15 protein-coding genes and 2 pseudogenes (1 of these 17 only partly in view) are annotated in these 20,358 nt (G+C 63.1%); 1 reads left to right on the top strand and 16 read right to left on the bottom strand.

Translation table 11 applies throughout. From position 1 onward, the window contains the following. The 8 genes and pseudogenes from ACTIFK_RS11575 to eat form a co-directional block, all read right to left on the bottom strand. A pseudogene (locus ACTIFK_RS11575) lies at window positions 1-945 on the bottom strand (methyl-accepting chemotaxis protein); its annotated part reaches 210 nt to the left of the window's first position; the annotation flags it as partial. Window positions 946-1,071: 126 nt separating this feature from the next. Next, window positions 1,072-1,590, bottom strand: a pseudogene (locus ACTIFK_RS11570) (MCP four helix bundle domain-containing protein); the annotation flags it as partial. A gap of 49 nt (window positions 1,591-1,639) precedes the next feature. Beyond that, entirely contained in the window at window positions 1,640-2,110 is a 471-nt protein-coding gene (locus ACTIFK_RS11565; RefSeq protein WP_439543223.1) for a chemotaxis protein CheW, read from the bottom strand. Continuing rightward, a complete protein-coding gene (locus ACTIFK_RS11560; protein ID WP_439543222.1) occupies window positions 2,107-4,128 on the bottom strand; it encodes a chemotaxis protein CheA in 2,022 nt (673 codons plus the stop codon). Before ACTIFK_RS11560 ends, ACTIFK_RS11565 begins: the two co-directional genes overlap by 4 nt. 4 nt (window positions 4,129-4,132) lie before the next feature. Next, window positions 4,133-4,498 (bottom strand): response regulator, encoded by a 366-nt coding sequence (locus tag ACTIFK_RS11555; protein ID WP_439543221.1) that lies wholly within the window; start codon window positions 4,496-4,498, stop codon window positions 4,133-4,135. 717 nt (window positions 4,499-5,215) lie between these two features. After that, complete coding sequence (gene eutC, locus ACTIFK_RS11550) at window positions 5,216-6,028, bottom strand: ethanolamine ammonia-lyase subunit EutC (protein ID WP_439543220.1); 813 nt, start codon at window positions 6,026-6,028, stop codon at window positions 5,216-5,218. 24 nt (window positions 6,029-6,052) lie between these two features. After that, the gene (locus ACTIFK_RS11545; protein ID WP_439543219.1) at window positions 6,053-7,441 is read right to left on the bottom strand and encodes an ethanolamine ammonia-lyase subunit EutB; all 1,389 of its coding nucleotides are present in this window, start codon (window positions 7,439-7,441) and stop codon (window positions 6,053-6,055) included. A gap of 40 nt (window positions 7,442-7,481) precedes the next feature. Next, the gene (gene eat / locus ACTIFK_RS11540) at window positions 7,482-8,927 is read right to left on the bottom strand and encodes an ethanolamine permease (protein ID WP_439543218.1); all 1,446 of its coding nucleotides are present in this window, start codon (window positions 8,925-8,927) and stop codon (window positions 7,482-7,484) included. A 182-nt stretch (window positions 8,928-9,109) separates the two neighbouring features. Between eat and ACTIFK_RS11535 the strand changes: the two genes are divergently transcribed. Continuing rightward, the gene (locus ACTIFK_RS11535; RefSeq protein WP_439543217.1) at window positions 9,110-10,135 is read left to right on the top strand and encodes a helix-turn-helix domain-containing protein; all 1,026 of its coding nucleotides are present in this window, start codon (window positions 9,110-9,112) and stop codon (window positions 10,133-10,135) included. 418 nt (window positions 10,136-10,553) lie between these two features. On the opposite strand, the gene ACTIFK_RS11530 is transcribed toward ACTIFK_RS11535, so the two are convergent. The 8 genes from ACTIFK_RS11530 to ACTIFK_RS11495 all read right to left on the bottom strand — a co-directional run bounded on the left by ACTIFK_RS11530 (window position 10,554) and on the right by ACTIFK_RS11495 (window position 20,222). Beyond that, the gene (locus ACTIFK_RS11530) at window positions 10,554-11,408 is read right to left on the bottom strand and encodes a response regulator transcription factor (RefSeq protein WP_439543216.1); all 855 of its coding nucleotides are present in this window, start codon (window positions 11,406-11,408) and stop codon (window positions 10,554-10,556) included. Between the two features lie 374 nt (window positions 11,409-11,782). Continuing rightward, window positions 11,783-12,910, bottom strand: coding sequence for a sugar transferase (locus ACTIFK_RS11525; RefSeq protein ID WP_439543215.1), 1,128 nt, complete (start codon window positions 12,908-12,910; stop codon window positions 11,783-11,785). 209 nt (window positions 12,911-13,119) lie between these two features. Next, window positions 13,120-13,809 carry a class I SAM-dependent methyltransferase gene (locus ACTIFK_RS11520; RefSeq protein ID WP_439543214.1) on the bottom strand — a complete coding sequence of 230 codons (690 nt, stop codon included), beginning with the start codon at window positions 13,807-13,809 and terminating at the stop codon, window positions 13,120-13,122. Beyond that, window positions 13,806-14,807: a glycosyltransferase family 2 protein gene (locus tag ACTIFK_RS11515; RefSeq protein ID WP_439543213.1), complete on the bottom strand. Its 1,002-nt coding sequence runs from the start codon at window positions 14,805-14,807 to the stop codon at window positions 13,806-13,808. Before ACTIFK_RS11515 ends, ACTIFK_RS11520 begins: the two co-directional genes overlap by 4 nt. Window positions 14,808-15,088: 281 nt before the next feature. Continuing rightward, the gene (locus ACTIFK_RS11510) at window positions 15,089-16,552 is read right to left on the bottom strand and encodes a right-handed parallel beta-helix repeat-containing protein (protein WP_439543212.1); all 1,464 of its coding nucleotides are present in this window, start codon (window positions 16,550-16,552) and stop codon (window positions 15,089-15,091) included. Continuing rightward, a complete protein-coding gene (locus ACTIFK_RS11505) occupies window positions 16,552-17,913 on the bottom strand; it encodes an O-antigen ligase family protein (protein WP_439543211.1) in 1,362 nt (453 codons plus the stop codon). The genes ACTIFK_RS11510 and ACTIFK_RS11505 overlap by 1 nt, the downstream gene beginning before the upstream one ends. 37 nt (window positions 17,914-17,950) lie before the next feature. After that, window positions 17,951-18,934: a Wzz/FepE/Etk N-terminal domain-containing protein gene (locus ACTIFK_RS11500; RefSeq protein WP_439543210.1), complete on the bottom strand. Its 984-nt coding sequence runs from the start codon at window positions 18,932-18,934 to the stop codon at window positions 17,951-17,953. A 1-nt stretch (window position 18,935) separates the two neighbouring features. Continuing rightward, entirely contained in the window at window positions 18,936-20,222 is a 1,287-nt protein-coding gene (locus ACTIFK_RS11495; RefSeq protein WP_439543209.1) for a polysaccharide biosynthesis/export family protein, read from the bottom strand. Between the last annotated feature and the right edge of the window lie 136 nt (window positions 20,223-20,358).

The following is a 20,358-nucleotide window of genomic DNA, read 5'->3' as shown; positions in this document are numbered from 1 at the left end:
CTTGGGACGCTGGAACCCCTGCGCCTTGGCGATCTGCTTGTGGACTTCGGGCTTTGCGGCCGCCTTGGCCTTGCGCCCGGAGGACCGGCCCGCCGCGCTGCTTTCCACGCGGAAGAAGGCAATGGTCTCCTGCAGGCGGTCAGCCTGGTTGGCCAATTCCTCGGCCGTCGCCGACATCTCTTCCGAGGCCGACGCGTTCTGCTGCGTCACCTTGTCGAGCTGCTGGATCGCCTGGTTGATCTGGGCCGATCCCACGTCCTGCTCGCGGCAGGCCGCCGAGATCTCCTCGACCAGCTCCGCCGTGCGCTTGATATCGGGGACCAGCTTCTCCAGCATGCCGCCGGCTTCCTTGGCCACCTTCACGCTGTCGCTCGAGAGGGTGCCGATCTCGGCCGCCGCAGCCTGGCTGCGCTCGGCGAGCTTGCGAACTTCCGATGCCACGACCGCGAAGCCCTTGCCGTGTTCGCCGGCACGCGCCGCCTCGACCGCCGCGTTGAGCGCGAGCAAGTCCGTCTGGCGAGCGATTTCCTGCACGATGGTGATCTTCTCGGCGATCGTCTGCATCGCGTTGACCGCACGGCCGACGGCCGCACCCGACAGCTCGGCGTCCTTGGCCGACTGGCGGGCGATACGTTCCGTCTCGCCGGCATTGGCCGCGTTCTGCTTGATGTTGGAGGCCATTTCCTCGGACGACGAGGAAGCTTCCTCGCAGGACGAAGCCTGCTCGGCGGAACCCTGCGCCAACTGTTCCGAGGTCGCCGCCAGTTCCTGGCTGCCCGAAGACACGTTGTCGGACGCGCTGAGCGCTTCGCCCACGATCGTGCGCAGCCGCTCGATCATGACGTTGACCTGGGCCAACATGTCGCCGATCTCGTCGTTGCTCGTGATCTTTACGGTGTCCGTGAGATCGCCGTCAGCGACTCTGCTGACAGCGGCGTTGGCACGGCTCAAGCCGCGGCCAATCGTCAGGGCGATCCAGATTGCAAAGCCGATGGCGGTCATCAACGCCAGGCCGACGATCGTGAGCAGCAGCGTACGGGCAGTATTGTATTCGTCGTCGGCACCCTTCTTGGCAGCTTGCATCCGCTCGACGTTTGCCACAACCCCTTCATCGAGCATCGCCACGAGCTCTTGTGCGTGGACTCGCGTCGCACCCGAAGAGAGGGCCGACGCCTCGGCCACCTTGCCCTCACGGGCCAGAGCGATGACCTGATCGTCATCCCGGTCAAAAACGTCCATGGCGGTTTTCAGATTCGCCCAGTAGGGCTTCCGATCGGCAGCTGCCGATGTCTCCATTTCCGCCCGCAGCGTCTCGAACGACTTGCGATCTTCATCGGACGATTGGCGGTAACGATTGATCTCCTCCGGAGACGTCGCAAGAATGATGTTCTTTTGCGAACGAATGATCTGAAGGGAAAGGATGTTGAGGTGTTGAACAACCTTGAGACGATTGGCGTAGTCGTCGACCACCTCATCCAGGTTGATTTTCGACTCGGAAAGGCTGGAAATCGCGTACATCGCCATGCCGGACATGAACGCGATGATAAGCCCGAAGGCTAAAATCAACTTGGTCTTGATGGTGAAGCGCATGGGTCTATGTCCCGATTCTGGAGAAGCAGTTTCGCTCGTGCCTGACTGATCAGTTGAAGATACGTTCCATGTTGGGAACGACGACGAAATCGTCCTTCCACTTGCCGATGAAGCGAATGAACTCCGGACGCCAATGCATGCCGATCTTCGGGGCCTCCTCCATGGAGGCCGCTGGAATCTCGGTGACCTCCAGAACCTTGTCCGCGACAATGGCGATCAGCGTCGGCACACCATCGAAATCGATTTCGGTGACGATGAAGCGCGTATCGATGCTCGTGTCGGCGATCTCCATGTCGAACCGCTTGCGCAGGTCCGCGACGGGCACCACCTTGCCCCGCACGTTGATGATGCCGCTGAGGAAGCCCCGTTCGCCGGGGACCTCCGTAACGGGGACCGGATCGAGAATTTCCCGGACCAGCCCGACATCGACGGCGAACAATTCCGACTGCAGGGCCACCATCAGGACCTGCATGGACTCCGTACCGAGTTCCGTGCCTGCGATGGATGAAGCGGTGGTCATGCGACGGCCCTCCGGTTGGCAGCGAAGCCGCGCTCGCGCGACTGGCCGAGTTCGACGACGTGGGCGATGTCGAGGATGAGCGCCGTCGTCCCGTCTCCGAGAATGGTGGCCCCGGAGAAGGTGCCGACATCGGCGTGCAGCTTGGAGAGCGATTTGATGACCGTCTGGTGGCTGCCGATGATTTGGTCGATGACGAGGCCGACCTTGGTCTCACCGGCAGAAACGATGACGACCTTCTGATGCAGGTCAGGCGGCGATTGGGAGTCGAACAGCTCCCGCAAGCGCATGAACGGCACCAGATCGCCACGGATATTGAGGAAGTTTCGCCCCTTCGAGCGCTTGTCGGCGCTGTCGGAGAGCTCGACACATTCCTCGACCGCGGACAGCGGAATGATGTAGCGCCCACGCCCGACGCGCACGAGCAGGCCTTCGATGATGGCCAGCGTAAGCGGCAGGCGCAGTGTGACCTGCGTGCCCTGACCAGGCGTGGACGCCAGATCGATCTTGCCGCGCATCTCGTCCATCGACCGCTTGACGACGTCCATGCCGACGCCGCGGCCGGAGAGCTCCGATACCTCCTTGGCGGTCGAGAAGCCGGGATGGAAGATGTATTGGAAGAGAGCAGCGTCGGAGATTTCGGTTTCGGGCTCGATCAGACCGCGCTCGATCGCCTTGTTGCGAATGCGATCCCGGTCGAGGCCGCGGCCATCGTCGGTGAGCGTCAGTAGCACCTCGGCGCCCGCGTGGCGCGCGCTGAGCATGATGCGGCCGACGGCCTCCTTACCGGCCTTATTGCGGCCGTCCGGGTCTTCGAGGCCATGATCGATGGCGTTGCGAATGATGTGAACCAGCGGATCGGCGAGACGCTCGACCACGGTCTTGTCCAGCTCGGTTTCCTCGCCTGAGGTGACGAACTCGAGCGGCTTGCCGACATCGCGCGACAGATCGTGCACCAGGCGGCGGAAGCGAGTGAACAGCGAGCCGATGGGAACGAGACGGATTCCCATGGTGGTATCCCTGAGGCCATGCGTCAGGCGCGCGATCTCTTCGGAAACCAAGCGGATCGACGTGTCGCTGGTTCGCTCGGCGATCTGCGCCAGGCGGGCCTGCATGATCACGAGCTCTCCGACGCGGTCCATCAGCTCGTCGAGGCGTTCGGCCTGCACCCGGATCGTCGTATCGGGCTTGGAGGGTCGCACGACCGCGCGATCGGCCGAGACTTCCTTGGCCGTCGACCGCGCCGGATCCGTGTTCGTCCCGGCAGGCGAGGCCGAACCGGACGCAAGCAACACTTCGGCGTCGTCCCCGTCGACACGCTCGATGTCGAGATCCATCTCGTCGACCACGAAGACGAAGACATATTCAATATCGGAGCGCGTTGCCGACGTCGTCAGGCGCACCGTCCACGACACGTAGCATTGCTCGGGGTCGAGGCTTTCGAGCGCCGGCACCTCGGTCACATCGGCATCGACATGGCATTCACCCAGCCCGCGCAGCTCCTCGAGCAGCAGAAGCGGATTGGCGCCGTTGAGAAGCACGTTGCGCTTGAAGCGTATCCGGATGATCCAGGTGGCGAGGTCGGGCTTCCGGCCTGCGCCCGCGCTGGCCCCGCCCGTGGGCAGGACGACGGCCGGCGCAGCCGCTCCGCCGCTGGTGACGGCATGCAGGCGCGCGAGGATCGCGTTGCCCTCGGCCTCGTTGGCCGTGTCCGGCCGATCAACGAGCGAACGGATATGGTCCTTCGCGGCCAGAGAGATCGAAATCACGTCGCCGCTGATGCGTGCCTCGCCCTTGCGGATGCGATCGAACAGCGTCTCGAACTCGTGCGTGAAGCCCGCCACATGCTCGAAGCCGAACATGGCGCCGGAACCCTTGATCGTGTGCAGGGCCCGAAAGGCGCTGTCGACGAGATCCTGATCCGCCGGGCTCTTGTCGAGATCCAGCAGAGACTGCTCGAGCCGGTCGAGCAGCTCGGACACTTCGTTGCGGAAGGTTTCGTTGAGATCGATCTGGCTCATGGCGCTATTTGCCCAGAACCTTCTGAGCAACTGCGATGAGTTGCTCCTGCTTGAACGGCTTCGTGATCCAGCCGGTGGCGCCGGCGTCCTTGGCCTGCTTCTTGAAGTTCTCGTCGGACTCGGTCGTGAGCAGGATGATCGGCACGCCCTTGTAGGTCGGCAGCTTCCTCAACTCACGCACCAGCGTGATGCCGTCCATGCGCGGCATGTTGAGATCGGTGACAATCATCTGTACGGGCTTGGCCTTGGCCTTCTCGAGGCCTTCGATGCCGTCGGCCGCCTCATGCACCTCAAAGCCGGCCTGGCTCAACACAAGCTTGACCATCTGCCGAATGCTCGGCGAATCGTCGACCGTTAAAACGGATTTCATGATCATCCCCCCTTCACAAACGTCGGCCAGCGCCGCCGCGAATCTTCATCTCATTGCAAATGCCGCTGCTTGAACCCGGAAAGGAATTGTCCCCCAATCCTTTCCGGAAAAGCCCCGCCATAATCGACCTGTTTCCCGATCAACACCGGCGCGCAACGACTTTCACATGCTACTAAAATGGATTTAGTCAGACCAAGAACAGGTTGATTCAGTTGAGATAAATTTGACGAATAATAGTTAATATTCTTTGTCATTCGACCTATGGATGATGATTTTATCGTTCGGCGCGCTCGTCTTTTCGAGCAATCTTCGCCCCATGCGCGGAACGATTACGCGAGCGCAAGCGCCGAAATAGTGCGGGCCGCAACGGGTTGAACCGTCGCTTTTGAAAAAGCGCGACACACGGCATCGAAGCGTCCAATTTGGAATGATGGCTGCGCACCAATACCGGACCCGAAAGCGATCAGAACTGTCTCGCCGCCCGAATCACGAATTTTTCACAGGCGCGTTCAATGTCATCTGAAGGCCGGCGGTTGGAATAACGTCCGGCCGCGGGCGCAGCTCTTCCATTGACCGCTCAGAGGGAAAATCCCGGGCTGAAGTTTTGGCGCCGACGTCGTTAGCCACGGCAAGGGCATCAAATGTTGCAGCGACGCCTCGGCGCGACGCCCCAGCGCTCTCGAAACGAGGATCCGGGCTTCCCCAGCCTCAGTCCCTTCAGTCTGCACCGAGCAGGAAGTTTTCGCCCGACGTGGTCAGCGTGCTGGGCAGCGCCTCGGCCTCGTCCTTGAGCTGCACGCCCGAATGTCCGCGCTTGCGCGCTTCCGTCATCAGATAGAGCAACTTGTGCGCCGCGCCTTCGTAAGAGAGACCCTCTCGCCGGACGTTCGAGATGCAATTGCGCGATTCATCCGTCAGTCCGACCCGTGGGTTCAGGGTCATGTAGATCCCCATGCTATCCGGCGAGCTGAGGCCCGGCCGCTCGCCGATCAACACCACCACCATCGCCGCGCCGAGAAGTTCGCCCACCTCGTCGCCGACGGCCACGCGCGCTTCCTTGACGAGCACGAGCGGCGCGATGTTCCAGCTGGAAGCCGCGAGCGCCGGCGTCATCACGTCGAGGAACGCGGCCGCGTTCTCCTCGATGGCGAACGACGACAGGCCGTCACCGATGACGAACACGACGTCGTAGGGCACGGTTGGCTTCGGCGCGGCAACGAGCGCGTCTCGCGAAGCCTCATCCAGCCGCCGGCCCTTGTCGGGCCGTTGCAGATAGACGGGGCGATTGCCGGCCGCACTGTGCACCACCAGCGTGGCGTTGCCTCGCGCCTGAAGCGCCGCTTCGAGCGCACCGATATTGATCTCGTGATGCACGGCATTGCGAGCCCGCGCATGCGCCAGCTGGAACTCGAGATGCGGCTTGGTCGGCAGGCTTGTCCCCGACCGGCCGAGCGCGATGCGCGCCGGCGTATACTGGCGCAACTTGCTCCAGGGATTGGAGACGACGATGGGCTTCGGCTCGTCTGACATGGGCGCCTCGATGATGCAGGAGCTTTAGTGGAGATGCGCGAGCGCACGCTGGAAGGGCTTCGGCAGCGTGTCGGCGAGCTTGAGTTCGGCGCCCTCCTCGAAGATGCCCGCACGAAGCAGCCAGGCCTCGAATTCCGGCGACGGCTTGAGGCCGAGAACCTTTCGCGCATAGAGCGCGTCGTGAAACGACGTCGTTTGATAGTTGAGCATGATGTCGTCCGAGCCGGGAATGCCCATGATGAACGTGATGCCTGCCACACCGAGCAGCGTCAGCAGCGTATCCATGTCGTTCTGGTCGGCTTCCGCATGGTTCGTATAGCAGATGTCGCACCCCATCGGCACGCCGAGCAGCTTGCCGCAGAAATGATCCTCGAGCCCGGCGCGAATGATCTGTTTGCCGTCGTAGAGATACTCGGGGCCAATGAAGCCGACGACCGTGTTGACGAGCAGCGGGCGATACTTGCGCGCCACCGCGTAAGCGCGCGCTTCGAGCGTCTGCTGGTCGACGCCATGATGCGCGTTGGCCGAAAGAGCGCTGCCCTGCCCCGTCTCGAAATACATGGCGTTGGTTCCGACCGTGCCGCGTTGCAGGCTTTGGGCCGCGTCATAACCCTCCTGCAGCATCGCGAGATTGATGCCGAAGCTGCTGTTGGCCGCTTGTGTGCCGGCAATGGATTGGAACACGAGGTCGAGCGGCGCGCCGCGATTGATGGCGTCGATGCTCGTCGTCACATGCGTCAGCACGCACGACTGGGTCGGGATGTTGTAGCGCTGGATGATCTCGTGCAGCATCTCGATCAGCGTCGTGACAGCGGCAATGCTGTCGGTCGCGGGATTGATCCCGATCACCGCGTCGCCGTTGCCGTACATCAGCCCGTCGACGATGCTGGCGGCGATGCCGGTCGGATCGTCGGTCGGATGGTTGGGCTGAAGGCGCGTCGACAGCCGCCCCTTGAGCCCGATGGTGTTGCGGAACTTCGTAACGACCCGGCATTTCTGCGCGATCAGAACCAGATCCTGCACCCGGCAGATCTTGGACACGGCCGCCACGATTTCCGGTGTCAGTCCGGGTGCGAGCGCGGCAAGCGACGTTTCCGTTGCCGCGTCCGAAAGCAGCCAGTCCCTGAAACCGCCGACCGTCAGATGCGAAACCACGCTGAACGCCTTCGCATCGTGATCGTCGATAATGAGGCGGGTGACCTCATCGGTTTCGTACGGCACGACGTGCTCGGCGAGGAACACCGGCAGCGGCACGTCGGCGAGCGCCATTTGAGCCGCCACCCGCTCCTCGTCGTCACCCGCCGCCACTCCCGCGAGATAGTCCCCCGAGCGCGCCGGAGTGGCTTTCGCCATCAGCACTTTGAGGGTCTCGAAGACGAAGCGGTGTCCGCCGACAGTTTGCACATAGCTCATGATGTTCGCTCGCCGATAGATGCTGACCTAGGACTATAACTCAGAATGGAGCGTCCTCGCCTGGAGCGGCCGCAACAAGGTGGTGGCGGCTATAGATAGCGAAGTAGGCGACGAGGATCGCATAGGCGATGGCCGACAGGAAGGCTACGCTGATCGCGTGACCGCCGATGGCCATCTTCGTGTCTCCCACGAACACCGCCGCCAAGGCGATGCAGGCCAGCACGAGTGCGACGCCCGATGTCAGCACGCCGCCCGGCGTGGAATACGGACGCGGCAAATCCGGCTCAGCAAGGCGCAACTTGATGTGGGAGGCCATCATGAGGATGTATGAAATCGTCGCGCCGAACACGGCCATCAGGATCAACTGATCGCCCTGGCCGCTCAATGACAGCAGAAAGCCGGCGATACCGGGAACGATCAGCGCCACCCATGGGGACTGGCGCGCGTTGGTCAGCGACAGGCCGCGCGGCAGGTAGCCCGCCCGCGACATGGCGAACACCAGACGCGAATAAGCATAGATGATTGAAAAGAAGCTCGCGATAAGGCCGGCGAGGCCAACGAAGTTCACAAACTTCGAAATCCACGTCGGTCCGCCGTAAGTCGCTGGATGCTCGAGTGCCGCCACCAGCGGATTGGTGTTGGCCTTGAGCGCCTCGGAGCCGACACCGCCGGGTCCAAGGATCATGATCAGCGCACAAAACGCCAGCAGAACGAACATGCCGCCGATCAGCCCCCGCGGCAGGTCGCGCTTCGGGTCGCTCGTTTCCTCTGCCGCGAGCGGCACGCCCTCGATGGCGAGGAAGAACCACATGGCGAAGGGTATGGCCGCCCAGATCCCGAGATAGCCAAATGGCAGAAACGGCGAAGCTCCGGCAGCGTCCGGATTGACGGCGATGTCCAACCACTTCGCGCTGTCGAAAAAGGGCGCCATGGCGAAGATCCAGACGACGAGCGCGATCACCGCCAACGCCGTGATGCCGAAGATCAGTCGCAATGCTTCGCCTGCGCCGTAGATGTGAATGCCTAGGAAGATGCCGAAAAAGACGGCCGACACGAGCCACTGCGAGACATCGATCTCGAACAGCGACTTGATGTAGCCGCCGATGAACACGGCGATCGCCGCAGGAGCGATGGCGTACTCGATGAGGATCGCGGTGCCGGTTAGGAAGCCGCCCCAGGGACCGAACGCGCGACGGGCGAATCCATAGCCGCCGCCCGCGGTCGGAGCGATGGTCGCAAGTTCGGCAAGGGCGAAGCACATGCAGGTGTACATGATCGCCATCAAGACCGATGCGATCATCAATCCACCCCAGCCGCCCTGGGCGAGGCCGAAGTTCCAGCCGGCATAGTCGCCGGAAATGACGTAGGCGATGCCCAATCCGATGAGCAGCAATGGTCCGGCCGCACCCCGCTTCAACTGCCGCTTCTCGAAGTAATCCTTGTCGACCTTGTCGTATTCAATTCCGGAATGGCCAGACGTCTCCATGGGAATCCCCTTGAATTATATTTTCTTTGTGTGGTGCCACGACCTGGCATCGGCCGCCATCAAGCGCAGTAGCGATCGACGCTAGAACTGCGCTACTATGTCGTCTATCCATTTTTGGCAGGTCGTGCCTGCCGTCGACTTTAGTTCAAGGGGACCTGGCGGTCGTTGCACCCGGCGGTCTCGTGTTTCAACACAGCGGCGTCACGATCTTGTCGAACCGAGCCGAGAACGCGCCTCAACCGAACCAGCCGCCGCCCGCTGGCCAGCAGCCCGTGCGCATCGCGCGGACGCGCGATATCGATGAGCAGGCCGCCCTCTTGCGCGGCTGGAATCAATCGTATGACCAGATCTCAGCCGGATCCTTCCAAGGTACGTTCTTGGAAGCGACGCTCGATCGGGTGCATCTCTTCCGCGAGGTGACCAGCAACGCGCTCTACCAGACTGGCATCTTGAGTGCGGGCACGGTTGCCGTCGGCGTTCCGCTGGCGCTACGCGGCAATGCCACCTTCTGCGGTCGCCGCTGCGACGGGTCGCAGCTCCACGTCTTCTCCGGCGACGATGCCTTCGAGTTCTTCTCGCCGTGCGGTCTCGACATCGCCGGCTTCGTCTTCGACGAGGAGGATTTTTACGGCGCGCTGACGGCCGACGAGCAGGAGATCATGGTGCACGCCCTCGGCAAGCCGCACCTGCGATCGGTGACGCCACAGGGCGCGGATCGGCTGCGGCAGCTCTTCGCCCACGTCTGCGACGAGCTCACGCAATCTCCCGCAATCGCCATCGCCCCCAACCGCCTATCGGCCATGACGCGCGATATTGCGAGCGCGCTCGCCGGCGCGCTGGCATTCGAGCGAGCCGACGCCGGCGATCCGGTGCCTGAGCCGCGCCGGTCGCGCATCGTCCGCCAGGCGCGCGAGCTGGCAGCCCAAGGACACGACGGCGGCGCCATAACAGTGGAGGAGCTGTGCCGAAGCGTCGGCGTGAGCCGCCGGGCATTGCAATATTGCTTCCTCGAAACTCTGGGCATCGGCCCGTCCGCCTATCTGCGTGCCGTTCGACTGAATGGAGCACGACGCGCCATTAGGCACGCGACCTCTGTAGCGGATGCGGCCGCGCTTTGGGGATTTTGGCATTTCGGACGCTTCGCCCGCGACTACAAATCGATGTTTGGCGAGTTGCCATCGGAAGCGTTCCGGCGCGTACATGGGTAACGCGCGTGCGCCCGATGCGCACAGGAATGAAGCGCGCATGGGCGGCGCGCATACGCGCATCCTTGTGACGCGCGCATTTCTAGCGCCCGCATGGGACGCGCACATGGGAGATGTATAAACGGCTCGAGATCGCCGCAAACGGCTGAGTGGCGGCCGTCGCAAACCCTAGGCCGCACACCCAAGGCACGCCAAGGCGGGATCGCTGGCGATCCGCAATTCGACGCCAGTCCCGCTGCCTCTCTAAGCGCGTCTAAGCGCGCATCCGAAACAACCGACCTCTCGACGCGGAACAACGGGTCATACCGCCCACGACGGATAACCCTCGCCGCCCCGCGCCGCGCCGCGAACAGGACTCTAGCGGCCCTTGATCCCAACGACTGAACGACGTGACGTCAATTGAGCCGGAAACGGCAGCCAGTCAGTGGCGCTCCCGGCTCAGATGTGTCAGCGGCTGTTTCTCCACGGGATCGGTCGATCCGTTCCCTTCAGCCGACGGGTGTTGAAGGTGGTTGTAGGCCCACATCGCTGCCTGCGTCCGGTTGTGGAGACGCAGCTTTCTCAAGATTGCCTTGATGTGAACCTTGACCGTCGCCTCGGTAATGACGAGGCGGCGGGCAATCATCTTGTTCGATCCGCCTTCCATCAACAGCCGGAGGATCGCCTCCTCCCGCTTGGAAAGGCTTCTGGCGTCCGCGATCCCAACGCATGCGTTCGAAAGCTTCTCCACGACCTGCGCGCCGACGTGATGCTGGCCTAAGTCATCGACAACCCCGGGCGGGATGCTTGCGATCGTAGGCGCGGACAGCAGCGTGGGCCCATGGCCGTGACCATTGCCATTTCCGTTGCCGTTGCTATGGCCGTTGCCGTTGGAATGGCCGTTGCTGTCGGAACTGAGCCGCGGCGAGAGCGCCTGGATGGTGCCCCGCGATCTCGGGATCGACATATCGACGGCTGTCCGCGCCAACTTGAAGAATTCGGCGGGGACGACGGTCTCGCCAAGTACGATGACCTCGAGGGTCTTTACCAGGCGTTCGCCGTTGATGTTGTCGTCGAGAAAACCGGATGCGCCGGCGTTCAGGGCGGGCAACACGCAACTGCCGTCGCGGAGCTGAGACAGCACCACGACCTTGGAGCCGGTCGAGCCGGTCACGACTTTGATGATATTTTCAAAATTCGGCGAATGGCCCTCGGCGAGGCCCATCAGCCAGAGACACTGTCCATTCGACGACAAATGGCGCAAGACCGTTTCATCGAACTCTTCGGCCAAGTGCATCGTGCGAAATCGCGTGCCGGCTAGGATGTGACGCAACCCATCGCGAAATAACGTACACGGGTGTGTCACGACTACGGGGATAACACTCTTCACTGCCTCAACTCCGAAGCTCGCGCGCTATCGCCCCCCGTCTCCCTAAGTATGTTTGTGACTTGCCTCTGCTTCGAGAGGCTTGATCGTAAACTTCGAGAGGATTGATCTTGGTACCGATTATCAATTCTTACGGAAAGTATCGACGCAGCTAACGGTACCACTGCGATACGGTTCTAATTATACCTTTAACTAACGTAAGTAAACAGATGAAGGACCGCCGGATATTCGGTGGTACCTCTCCGCCGGAAACTACCATTAATTGTGACAATACGGCGAAAGACTTAGTGCGCCCCATGGGCCAGCAGGGCCGCGGGCAAAGTCTTAAGAAGAATGAACAGATCAAGCCAAGGCGACCAGTTCTTAATATAATACGTGTCCTGAATTTCTTGGGTATGAAGGTTGCCGTTACTCCTCGAGCTGACCTGCCAGAGGCCGGTTAGCCCTGGCACCACGCTCGCACGCAACGATTGAAAGGCCGGATCGAACCGCTCGACGTGGTAGGCGGGAAACGGCCGGGGACCAACCAGGCTCATATCGCCCTTGATGACGTTCAACAGCTGCGGAAACTCATCCAGGCTCGAGCGCCTCAAAAAACTTCCGATCCCACCCAGCACGCGCGGATCACGCGAAAGCTTGCAATGGGTGTCCCATTCGCGCCTGGCCTCCGGGCTCGTTTCAAAAAGCTTATCCAGCCGCTGCTCCGCATCGCAGTACATGGTGCGGAGCTTGTACATGCGAAACAGGCGCCCGCCGTGGCCGATGCGCGTCTGGCAAAAGAAGGCCGGCCCCGGATCGGAAATCTTGATCAGCACCGCGGCGATCCCGACGATCGGCGCAACAACGATCGCGAGCAGCAGAGCGGCTGTTAGGTCGACCGCGCGTTTCACGCGCCGGCTGAGCGACCCGCTCGCGTCATGCCCCACATCCGATTGGTCACGAGGGATTTGCTCGTCGGACGCTCTGTTGCCTATCGCCCAGCGAATGGCCAGCTCGGCATAGAAGCCGACCAGGAAGACGCAGACCACGATGACACCCGCCGCAACGAACGTGGCTACGGACTTCGGCGCGTGATGCAGAAGTGCGAATGCCGTCTCCGTGCACAGGATCGCGGCCGCAAACGCGGCCGTGGCCAGCACGCGCCCCTTGGCTTCTCGCGATGGCGCCGGGTCGTCCGTGAGGTACAGGCCGAAGCGCCAGTGAATGGCAACGAGCAGCAGCGCGGCGAGCGCGGCGGACATCACGGAAATTCCTGACACCACAAGCGCGATCGCTGCCACCAAGGCAACCGCCACATCGCACGCGGCGAGCGGAAGACTGAGCGGAGAGCCGGCGAGGATGCGTTCGGGTGGGCTGAACGCGCCGCTGGCATGCGGAATGGACTCCGCATTGTCCCAATCGACGAATGTCATGATGATCTCCCGATTGACGCTGACCTGACCTTACGCAGAGGTGCGCAACGCCCGCAGGGCGCTTTGGGAGGAGTAGGCTTAGGGAGAGCGGACAAGCCGCGGTACCCCCTTCGTTTTTTGATGTGACAAACGGAAGCGGGAACAGAGCGCTTCGCGCGAAATCGTCAAGCCGCGAAGCGCGAGCAACGTCTCGCCGCGACACGCGATTTCTATCGGGTGGCGATCATGGATTTTGGAAGCAGCAGCACACGCTCGAATTCGATGTCGGCGTCGGGGAACAGGCTCTTGTATCGCCTGAGATCGAGCAGCCACGCGTTCTCGAGGATGTCCATCGCTTCGTCGATGGTGTGAGCGCGCGGATGGAAGCCCCAACTGCGCATCCTGACGAGCGTCAGGCGCCATGGCTCGGGCAGCATATGAAAGAACGGAAAGCGGAAATGCGGCTCGATCGGAAACCAGTAGTAGGGAGTCTGGACGAAGTAGTGATCCGCAAGCCGGCGCACCTCGGCGGCCATGGCGACCATATCGCGCCAGCGCCCGACATGCTCGATCACCGAATTGGAATGCACGAGATCGTAGGATTTATCGGCAAAGGGCAGCGCCCGCGCGTCGCCCGCGAGGCATTCGAACCCGGCGCACGCAGGCTCCGCCTCGAGATTGACGAGCGTGACAGTGATACGGGGGTCCCGCGCATCCCATCCCATGGCTTGCCAGTAGGAAACCGTGCCGCCGATATCGAGAATTCGGCAGCGTCCCTTTTCGGCGAGCACCTGGTCGACCAGGCGCATGAAGCGCGAGAACCGCTTGAGCCGGAAACGATTGCGATCTGAAGGGTGGAAATTCCGCGTCCCCTCGTCCAGCGCCGCGATATCCGCTTCCTTGAGTATGCCGGCTCTCATGTCGAAATCCTTTGAGCTTTCAGGCCCGTTTCGTCCGCGTCTTCGGACCGGCTCGCGTGAGGGGTCGCGCCGAGCGCCGCGGCCTTGACTTCGTCGACCGCCGGAAAAAGGCCGATCCGTTTCAATGTCACGATCGATAGGATCCGGGCTGCGCTGGCGAACACGAGCGCGAGGCACGCCGCTTTGCTGAGGGTGCCGATGGGCTTGCCGCGCGGCGTCGAGAGATAGTCGGCGAGCTTGCGAAGCCGCCAGGAGTAGACGCCGTCACCGGAGTGCGCCCACTTCTTGGCTTCTGCCATCGATAGGGCGCCGGACATGCCTTGGTGGTAGCGCTTGATGAACAACGGCTCGCGGACATGCAAATACCGGCCGAGCAGCGTCATCTCGAGCAGCAGCGCCTTATCGGAAGCGTAGTACTTGCGGTCGATCAGCTTCGTTTGTTCGAGCGCCGATCTGCGAAAAACGCCGTAGAGTTCATGGCAGTACGAGTTGGAAAAGAGCACGTCGGCGAAGCGGACGACGGGATGGTCCGCCTCGCCTGACGCAATGCTGTCGCGCTTCAGCTCCGCCCCGGACGCGCTTTTGTCGTCCGCGGCTTCGATGGTCTGTCCCGCGGCGTTGATGTACCGCACGCCGCTATGGGCGAGCACGACGTCCGGGTTGGCATCGAGCAGCGCCACGCACTTTTCCGCGAACGTGCTGTCATGCAGGTCGTCGTGGGCCGCCCACATGAAATACGGCGCGCGCGAGAGCCGGAAGGCCCGGTCGAAATTGGGGTTCGCACCTCGGTTGATGTCGGCGCGGAAGTATTTGACGCGCTCGTCGGCGGCGGCGTGCGCCCGGCAGATCGCCTCCGTTCTGTCGGTCGACGCATTGTCCGAAATGACGATCTCGAAGTCTGAAAAGGTTTGGCCGCGCAAATCGTTGAGCAGTTCGTCAAGGAACGCCTCCCCGTTGTAAACGGGGATTCCAATCGCCAGGCGAGGGTCCTTACGCATTGCCGAGCGGCTCCAAGTCCTTCGATTGTGTTGGACGCCCCCCCATCGGCTTCAGAAACACGGGCTTCAAAACAGGGGCTTCAGAAATGGTGCACGGAACACACCCCGCGCGTTCAGCGCAAAGGGGTGAGAACGTGAGCCGATGGAAGGCTGCGGTCACGAAGGGCTACCCCCATTGGGACCCGACGGCGTGCAGCGGCGCGCGATCCAAGGGGCCAGCGTCCCGCTGGGTCCAAAACAGCGTACCGCTGCATCCAAAACAGCGTCCCCCGCGTCCAAGGTCAGCGTCCCGCTGCATCCAAAACCAGCGTCCCATTGCTCTCTTGGCCAAGCCCCCGGAACCCCGTCCAATCCGTCGCCCGCTCGCCCCAGACGAATGAAAGCTTGGCTCCGGCCGGCGCGCGATAAGCGTTCTGCGTGAAGCGGTTGTTGCCGCGTGCGATGATGCCGAAATTCGGCGCCCCGGCCGCCACGTCGGAAGCGCCGCCCGCGGTGCCGCCGCCCTCGAACGAGATTCGATTGTCGTGCACGTGATTGTTGCGGGTCTCGTAGGGTTTGGTCCACGGCGCAACGGCCTCGCGGCCCTGGTCGATCAGAACGATGGCGGAGCCGCCGGCATTGACGGTGATGTCGTTGCCGGTGACCTCCACGTCCTCGGAGGCGGCAATCTGGATATCCGCGTTCCAAACCCAGGCATAGGGAGCCCGCCCGTTATGCCGCACGATGTTGTTGCGAATGACGGCGGCGAAGGAGATCTCATGGAAAATCCCCGCCCCCGCATTGCCCTCCACCGTGTTGCCTTCGTAGAGGCTGGCGCGGCAGTTGATGTCGCTCCAGAGCCCCGGGCCTGCGTTGTCGTGAACGTGATTGTTGATCAACCTCGCATGATCGCTGTTGGTGACCTTGACCCCTCCGGCTTCCCATGCGGGATCGAAGCCGTGCGTATTGTTCTGACTGATGTCGTTGCCTTCGATGACGATGTCTTTGCCGCTCGCGCCGATGCCGAGCTGCCCGTTGTGGTGGACCCGGCTGTTCGAAATGCGGCCCCCGGAGCCGATGGAAATCCCGACCCCGCTGTTGAGACGGGCCTCGACGTTGTCGATCGTCCAATTCGTTCCATATCGCCCCTCGACGGCCGCCGTTTGGGCCTGGGTCGCGAACTTCTCAACGACGAGATTTGCGATTACGACGTCGCGCGCCGGACTCACGAACGCCACCGGCTGAACCGCGGCTTCGAGCGGACCTGCCGGTTGGTCCGCGAACAGGAACGTGCCGCTCGAAACATCGAGATAGAAGGTGCCCGCGGTCACCGCATCGCGGCTGCCGACCTGCCGCAGAGGCCGGCCGCCCAGGAACAGGATCTTCGGCTTGTCGCAGTCGGGAAAGGCCGTCAGGCACGTGCCGTGCCTCCCCTGCGCGCGGACCGCACTGCCGACGGCCCACAGCGTGCCGTCCTGCCGCGCGCTGCCCAGCACGATGGCCCCGCTCAACACCGCGCCCGGCTCGCCATAGAATTTCTGATTGTCTTTGGGCGCCAGCCTGCCGCCGCGGTGCGTTCCGGTTTTCAGGCAAAACGCCGAGCCCTCGGCTGCCCCGCCGATGATGTCGGGGAGCGATTGGCCGGGCGCGACGGCGATGGCCCCGGCCGGGCAAGCAGGCTTCGGCGGTTCACCGGCGGCCGGAAGCAGGATGCCGATGAGACCGCATAGCACCACGAGCGCGGCACGATGAGAGGTAGGACGCATCACGCGGGCCCGGCGACCGGCTCCGAACCGTTCGGGAGGCCACGCGGCGCCAGCACTGAGATCTTGGCCCGGTAGATCATCGTCGCCGCCGCACCGGTGCCGAAAATGCTCCAGAACCAGATGCCGGCCATGGGACCTTCGAGGGTCACGTCGAAGCTCGCGTCGATGAGAAGCCCCGTCCCATAGCAAAGGATGAGTAGGAACAGCCGCGCCCAGGTCTCGTCGCCCCGCCGCCGGGCGCGGATCATGCCGGCTACCAGGGCGAAGGCCCACGTGCCCAGCGTCAAAAGCCAGAGGCTGAGGCCCGGCACGCCAGTGCGCGCGAGGATGTTCAGATGACCGTTGTGCGGACTGCGAAGCAGCGGCGAGTTCGGCCATTCCTTCACGCCGACGAGGAAGCCATCCGAGATGGCGAGATTCACGCCGAAGCCCTTTCCAGTCCAGAAGTAGGGCCCATTGAACGTGTAGTCGATGATGGATTTCCACCACGTCATGCGCCACGACTTGGTGCCTTCCAGCGATTGGTCGCCCGACACGAAGATGCTGATGAAATTGTCCGCGAGCTGCCTCACGCCCACATCGCGTTCCCGGTAGGTCGGGATGGAGAGGTCCAGCGCGTAGGCGACCGCGATCAGGACGACGGCCGCCAGCAGGATCTTGCGAAATTCGCGCAGCCGTCCGCTGCCCACGAGGCCGATCGTGAGCATGACCATCATGGCCAGCATGCCGCCGCGGTTCACGGAGGCGGCGATCGCCATCGCGACCAGCAGCAGAAGCGTCCAAAAGACACCGGCGCGACGGAAACCCAGCAATGCGAGCAGAGCCGCCGCCGCGAGATGAACGGCTGTCGTGCCAGGCTTGATATGGATCAGCGCCGCCTCGCCCTGGTCGCCGAACGCTCCGCGATCGCTTATCAGCAGCAGCGCTGGCGCGAGCGGCACGAAGACCGACGTGAGCATGCGCAAAAACACCGGCACGTCCCACAGCCGCCCTGGCTTGGCGAGCAGAAGCCCGGCGACGGCAAACGCGAACAGCGAATACATGATGATCACGCTATCGCGCAGCGCGTCGAACCCATACTCCCCGACATAGGGCGCGGTACAAAAGATGGTCCAGCAGACCAGCAGCGAGAGCAGGAATGTCGGGACGGAGGCAAGGCTCGCCAGCACCGATGACGAGAACAGGAAGGCGAAGAGCCCCAACATCAGCGTCAGCTCGCCCACGAACAGCGGCGCGACGCCGATCCCCGCGAACACGCGGCCGAACACGACGTAGCCCGCCAGCAGCACGCCCAGCGCGAGCATAAACGCATCGCCCATGAGAGAGCGTGGACCGTCCCGGAACTCGTTACTGCCAACCATGCGCGCCGGGCTCGAAAGGTGCGAGGAAGCCTGGGTCCTAAGGGGACGTGGACCGGGGCAGCGAAATCAGCGAAGCCAGCCGCATCTTGTCCCAACCGAAGCGCAGCATCTGACCGTCGAACATAATGGCGGCGAGCGACCCGAGCACGAGGCCGAGGAACACCATTCCGCCGATCAGGATCGTCGGATTGGGCGCCGACGGAACGGCGTTGGCCTCGGCCAGCGTCACACTCTCGAGCCCGATGATCTCGTCTGCGGCGGCCTTCTTTTGCAGCGCGAGGCGCTCCTCGAGGTCGGACACGGCCGCCGTCGCCGAGATGAAGTTCGGATGCTTCTTGCCGAACGTTCCCGCCTGTTGGGCCAGCGCTCCCCGCGCCCGCGCGAGCTGCTCGGACAGCCGTTGCAGCTGCGCTTCTCTGAGACATTCGACAACGAACGCGTTGGCGATTTCGGCGGCCAGCTCCGGATCACTGGCTGAAACGCCGATCGTGATGAGATAGGCCCGCGGCTCCGTCCGGACCGTGAGCATGCGCAGAAGCTTGCTGGCCGCCCGATCCCTCACATAAGCGTCGGTCATTCCGGCGCGGCCGACCACGAGGGCCTGCAGCCAACTGGAAATCGCGCCATCGCCGATTTCCGGATCCAAGCGCTGGAGCCCGACGAGATCGACCACCCGCCGTGCGAGCTGCTGGGACTTGATCACGCGCGAGCGCGTTTCCACCACGGAACTCGCATCGATCGTCACGCCGCCGCCAGGGTTCGCATCGGTCGACGAGAACGCCACTTGGATATAGGCCTCGCCCGTGTAGGTCTTCGGCAGAACCATGAGCGCGAAAATCCCGGCGAGACCGGCCAGCACCGCTGCCGACAACACCAGGAACTTTCGCCGCCACAGATTGCGCAGGGTGGCGTAGAGAACCTCTTCGTAATGCTCAACCATCGAGACGGCTGGAGCGGAACGCTTGTCGTCGGTGCGGCCTGTCGTGGCCTCGGCGGCCTCCTGCCGCGTCGGGACCTCCATGTCAGTTGCCCCGCATTTCGGCCATGGTCTCGTCAGGCGTGTTCTTGACTTCGACCACATCACCCGGCTTCAGCAGGGTGTCGTCCGAAGCGCGGAACGTCCGCGTCGCGCGGCCGTCCGTGCGGATGATCGTGACGCTGTAGTCCCGCGCCTTCTTGGGATAAAGGTCGGTCCGGTCAGCCACCCTCAAGTCCAGCATCTCACGGGCTGTATCGAGACTGACCTCGGTTTCGCGCAGTTGCTGGACGGTATCCGTCAGCTCGGCCGTCACCTGCCGCTTGTAGGCGTTCTCGATGTCGAGCGAACGAATGTCGATCTCGCCGATTTCCCGTTGGATCCGTGCGACCTCAGCGACCGATCGCGAAACGTCGGCCTCGAGACGGGCCTCCTCGCGCAACTGATCGTTGTAGACCGTCCGGCGCAGCGAGCCGCGCTTGAGATAATCGGCGAGCTCGGCCGACTGCTCGCGTCCCAGCCGAAGCCGTTGGCGTTCGCTCGTGAGCTGCTCATTGACCGCCTTCAGCTGTTCCTCGAGCCGAGGCCGCTGTGCATTGAGCACCGCCATCTGTTTTTCATGCGCCTGCGTCAACTCGCTGAACGCGTAGCCCTCGGACGCGTAGATGGTTTCGAACTTGTCTTCCTTCAGCCCGATCCCGACGAGCTTCGGCAGCTGAAAGTCCGGCGACTCCGCCCGTTGCGCCTCGAGGCGCGCCTTGCGGACGGCGAGGATGCTGCGCCGGTTGTCCAAAAGACGAACCCGCTCGTCCGTTTGCAGGAAATCGGACATCCGGGTCACCCGCTGATTGCCCGGCTGCCCCTCGCCACCTGCGATCGCCATCGCCGCCTTGACCGACAAGCCGAACCGGAACGCGTAGCTGCCGGGCGTCTTGACGTCGCCGACCACCATGATGGGCCGGTATTCGCTGACCCTTAGGCTGACCGTCGGCTTGGCGAGCACGCCATCCGACAGACGCTCGAAGATGGCCTGCTGCGCCTGAGCGGCGTTGAGTTCGCCAACCGCCACCGGCCCCACGACCGGAAGCAGGATCTCGCCGTCGCCGTCGATGACGAAGTCACCCGACAGCTCGGCTTGACCGAACACGGTGACCGTCAGCCGGTCGCCGGGCGCGAGCTTGTAGGACGTCCCGGCTTCGTTGCTGGCGCGGACGCCGGCCGACAGGCCGAGATTGACGAGCCCCACGCTGGCAACCAGCGCGAGGATGGCCATGCCCGTCGCGGCACGCCTGTTCGAGACAGACTGCAACGGCCGCTGAACGATACCGCGCATCGCGGTGGGCCGGAGGCCTGGTGCAGTGGGCCGCGGGGCTTGCGGCCGAGTCACGAAAACGAAGCTCTTACTCATGACAACCACCCTTGTTCGAGCGCACGGCTATGGCGCGGATATCAAGGCAGTTCTAACAACC

The sequence above is a fragment of the Hyphomicrobium sp. genome (assembly GCF_051860585.1).
Classification (GTDB): domain Bacteria; phylum Pseudomonadota; class Alphaproteobacteria; order Rhizobiales; family Hyphomicrobiaceae; genus Hyphomicrobium_C.
This window is presented reverse-complemented; position numbering and strand designations above follow the sequence as displayed.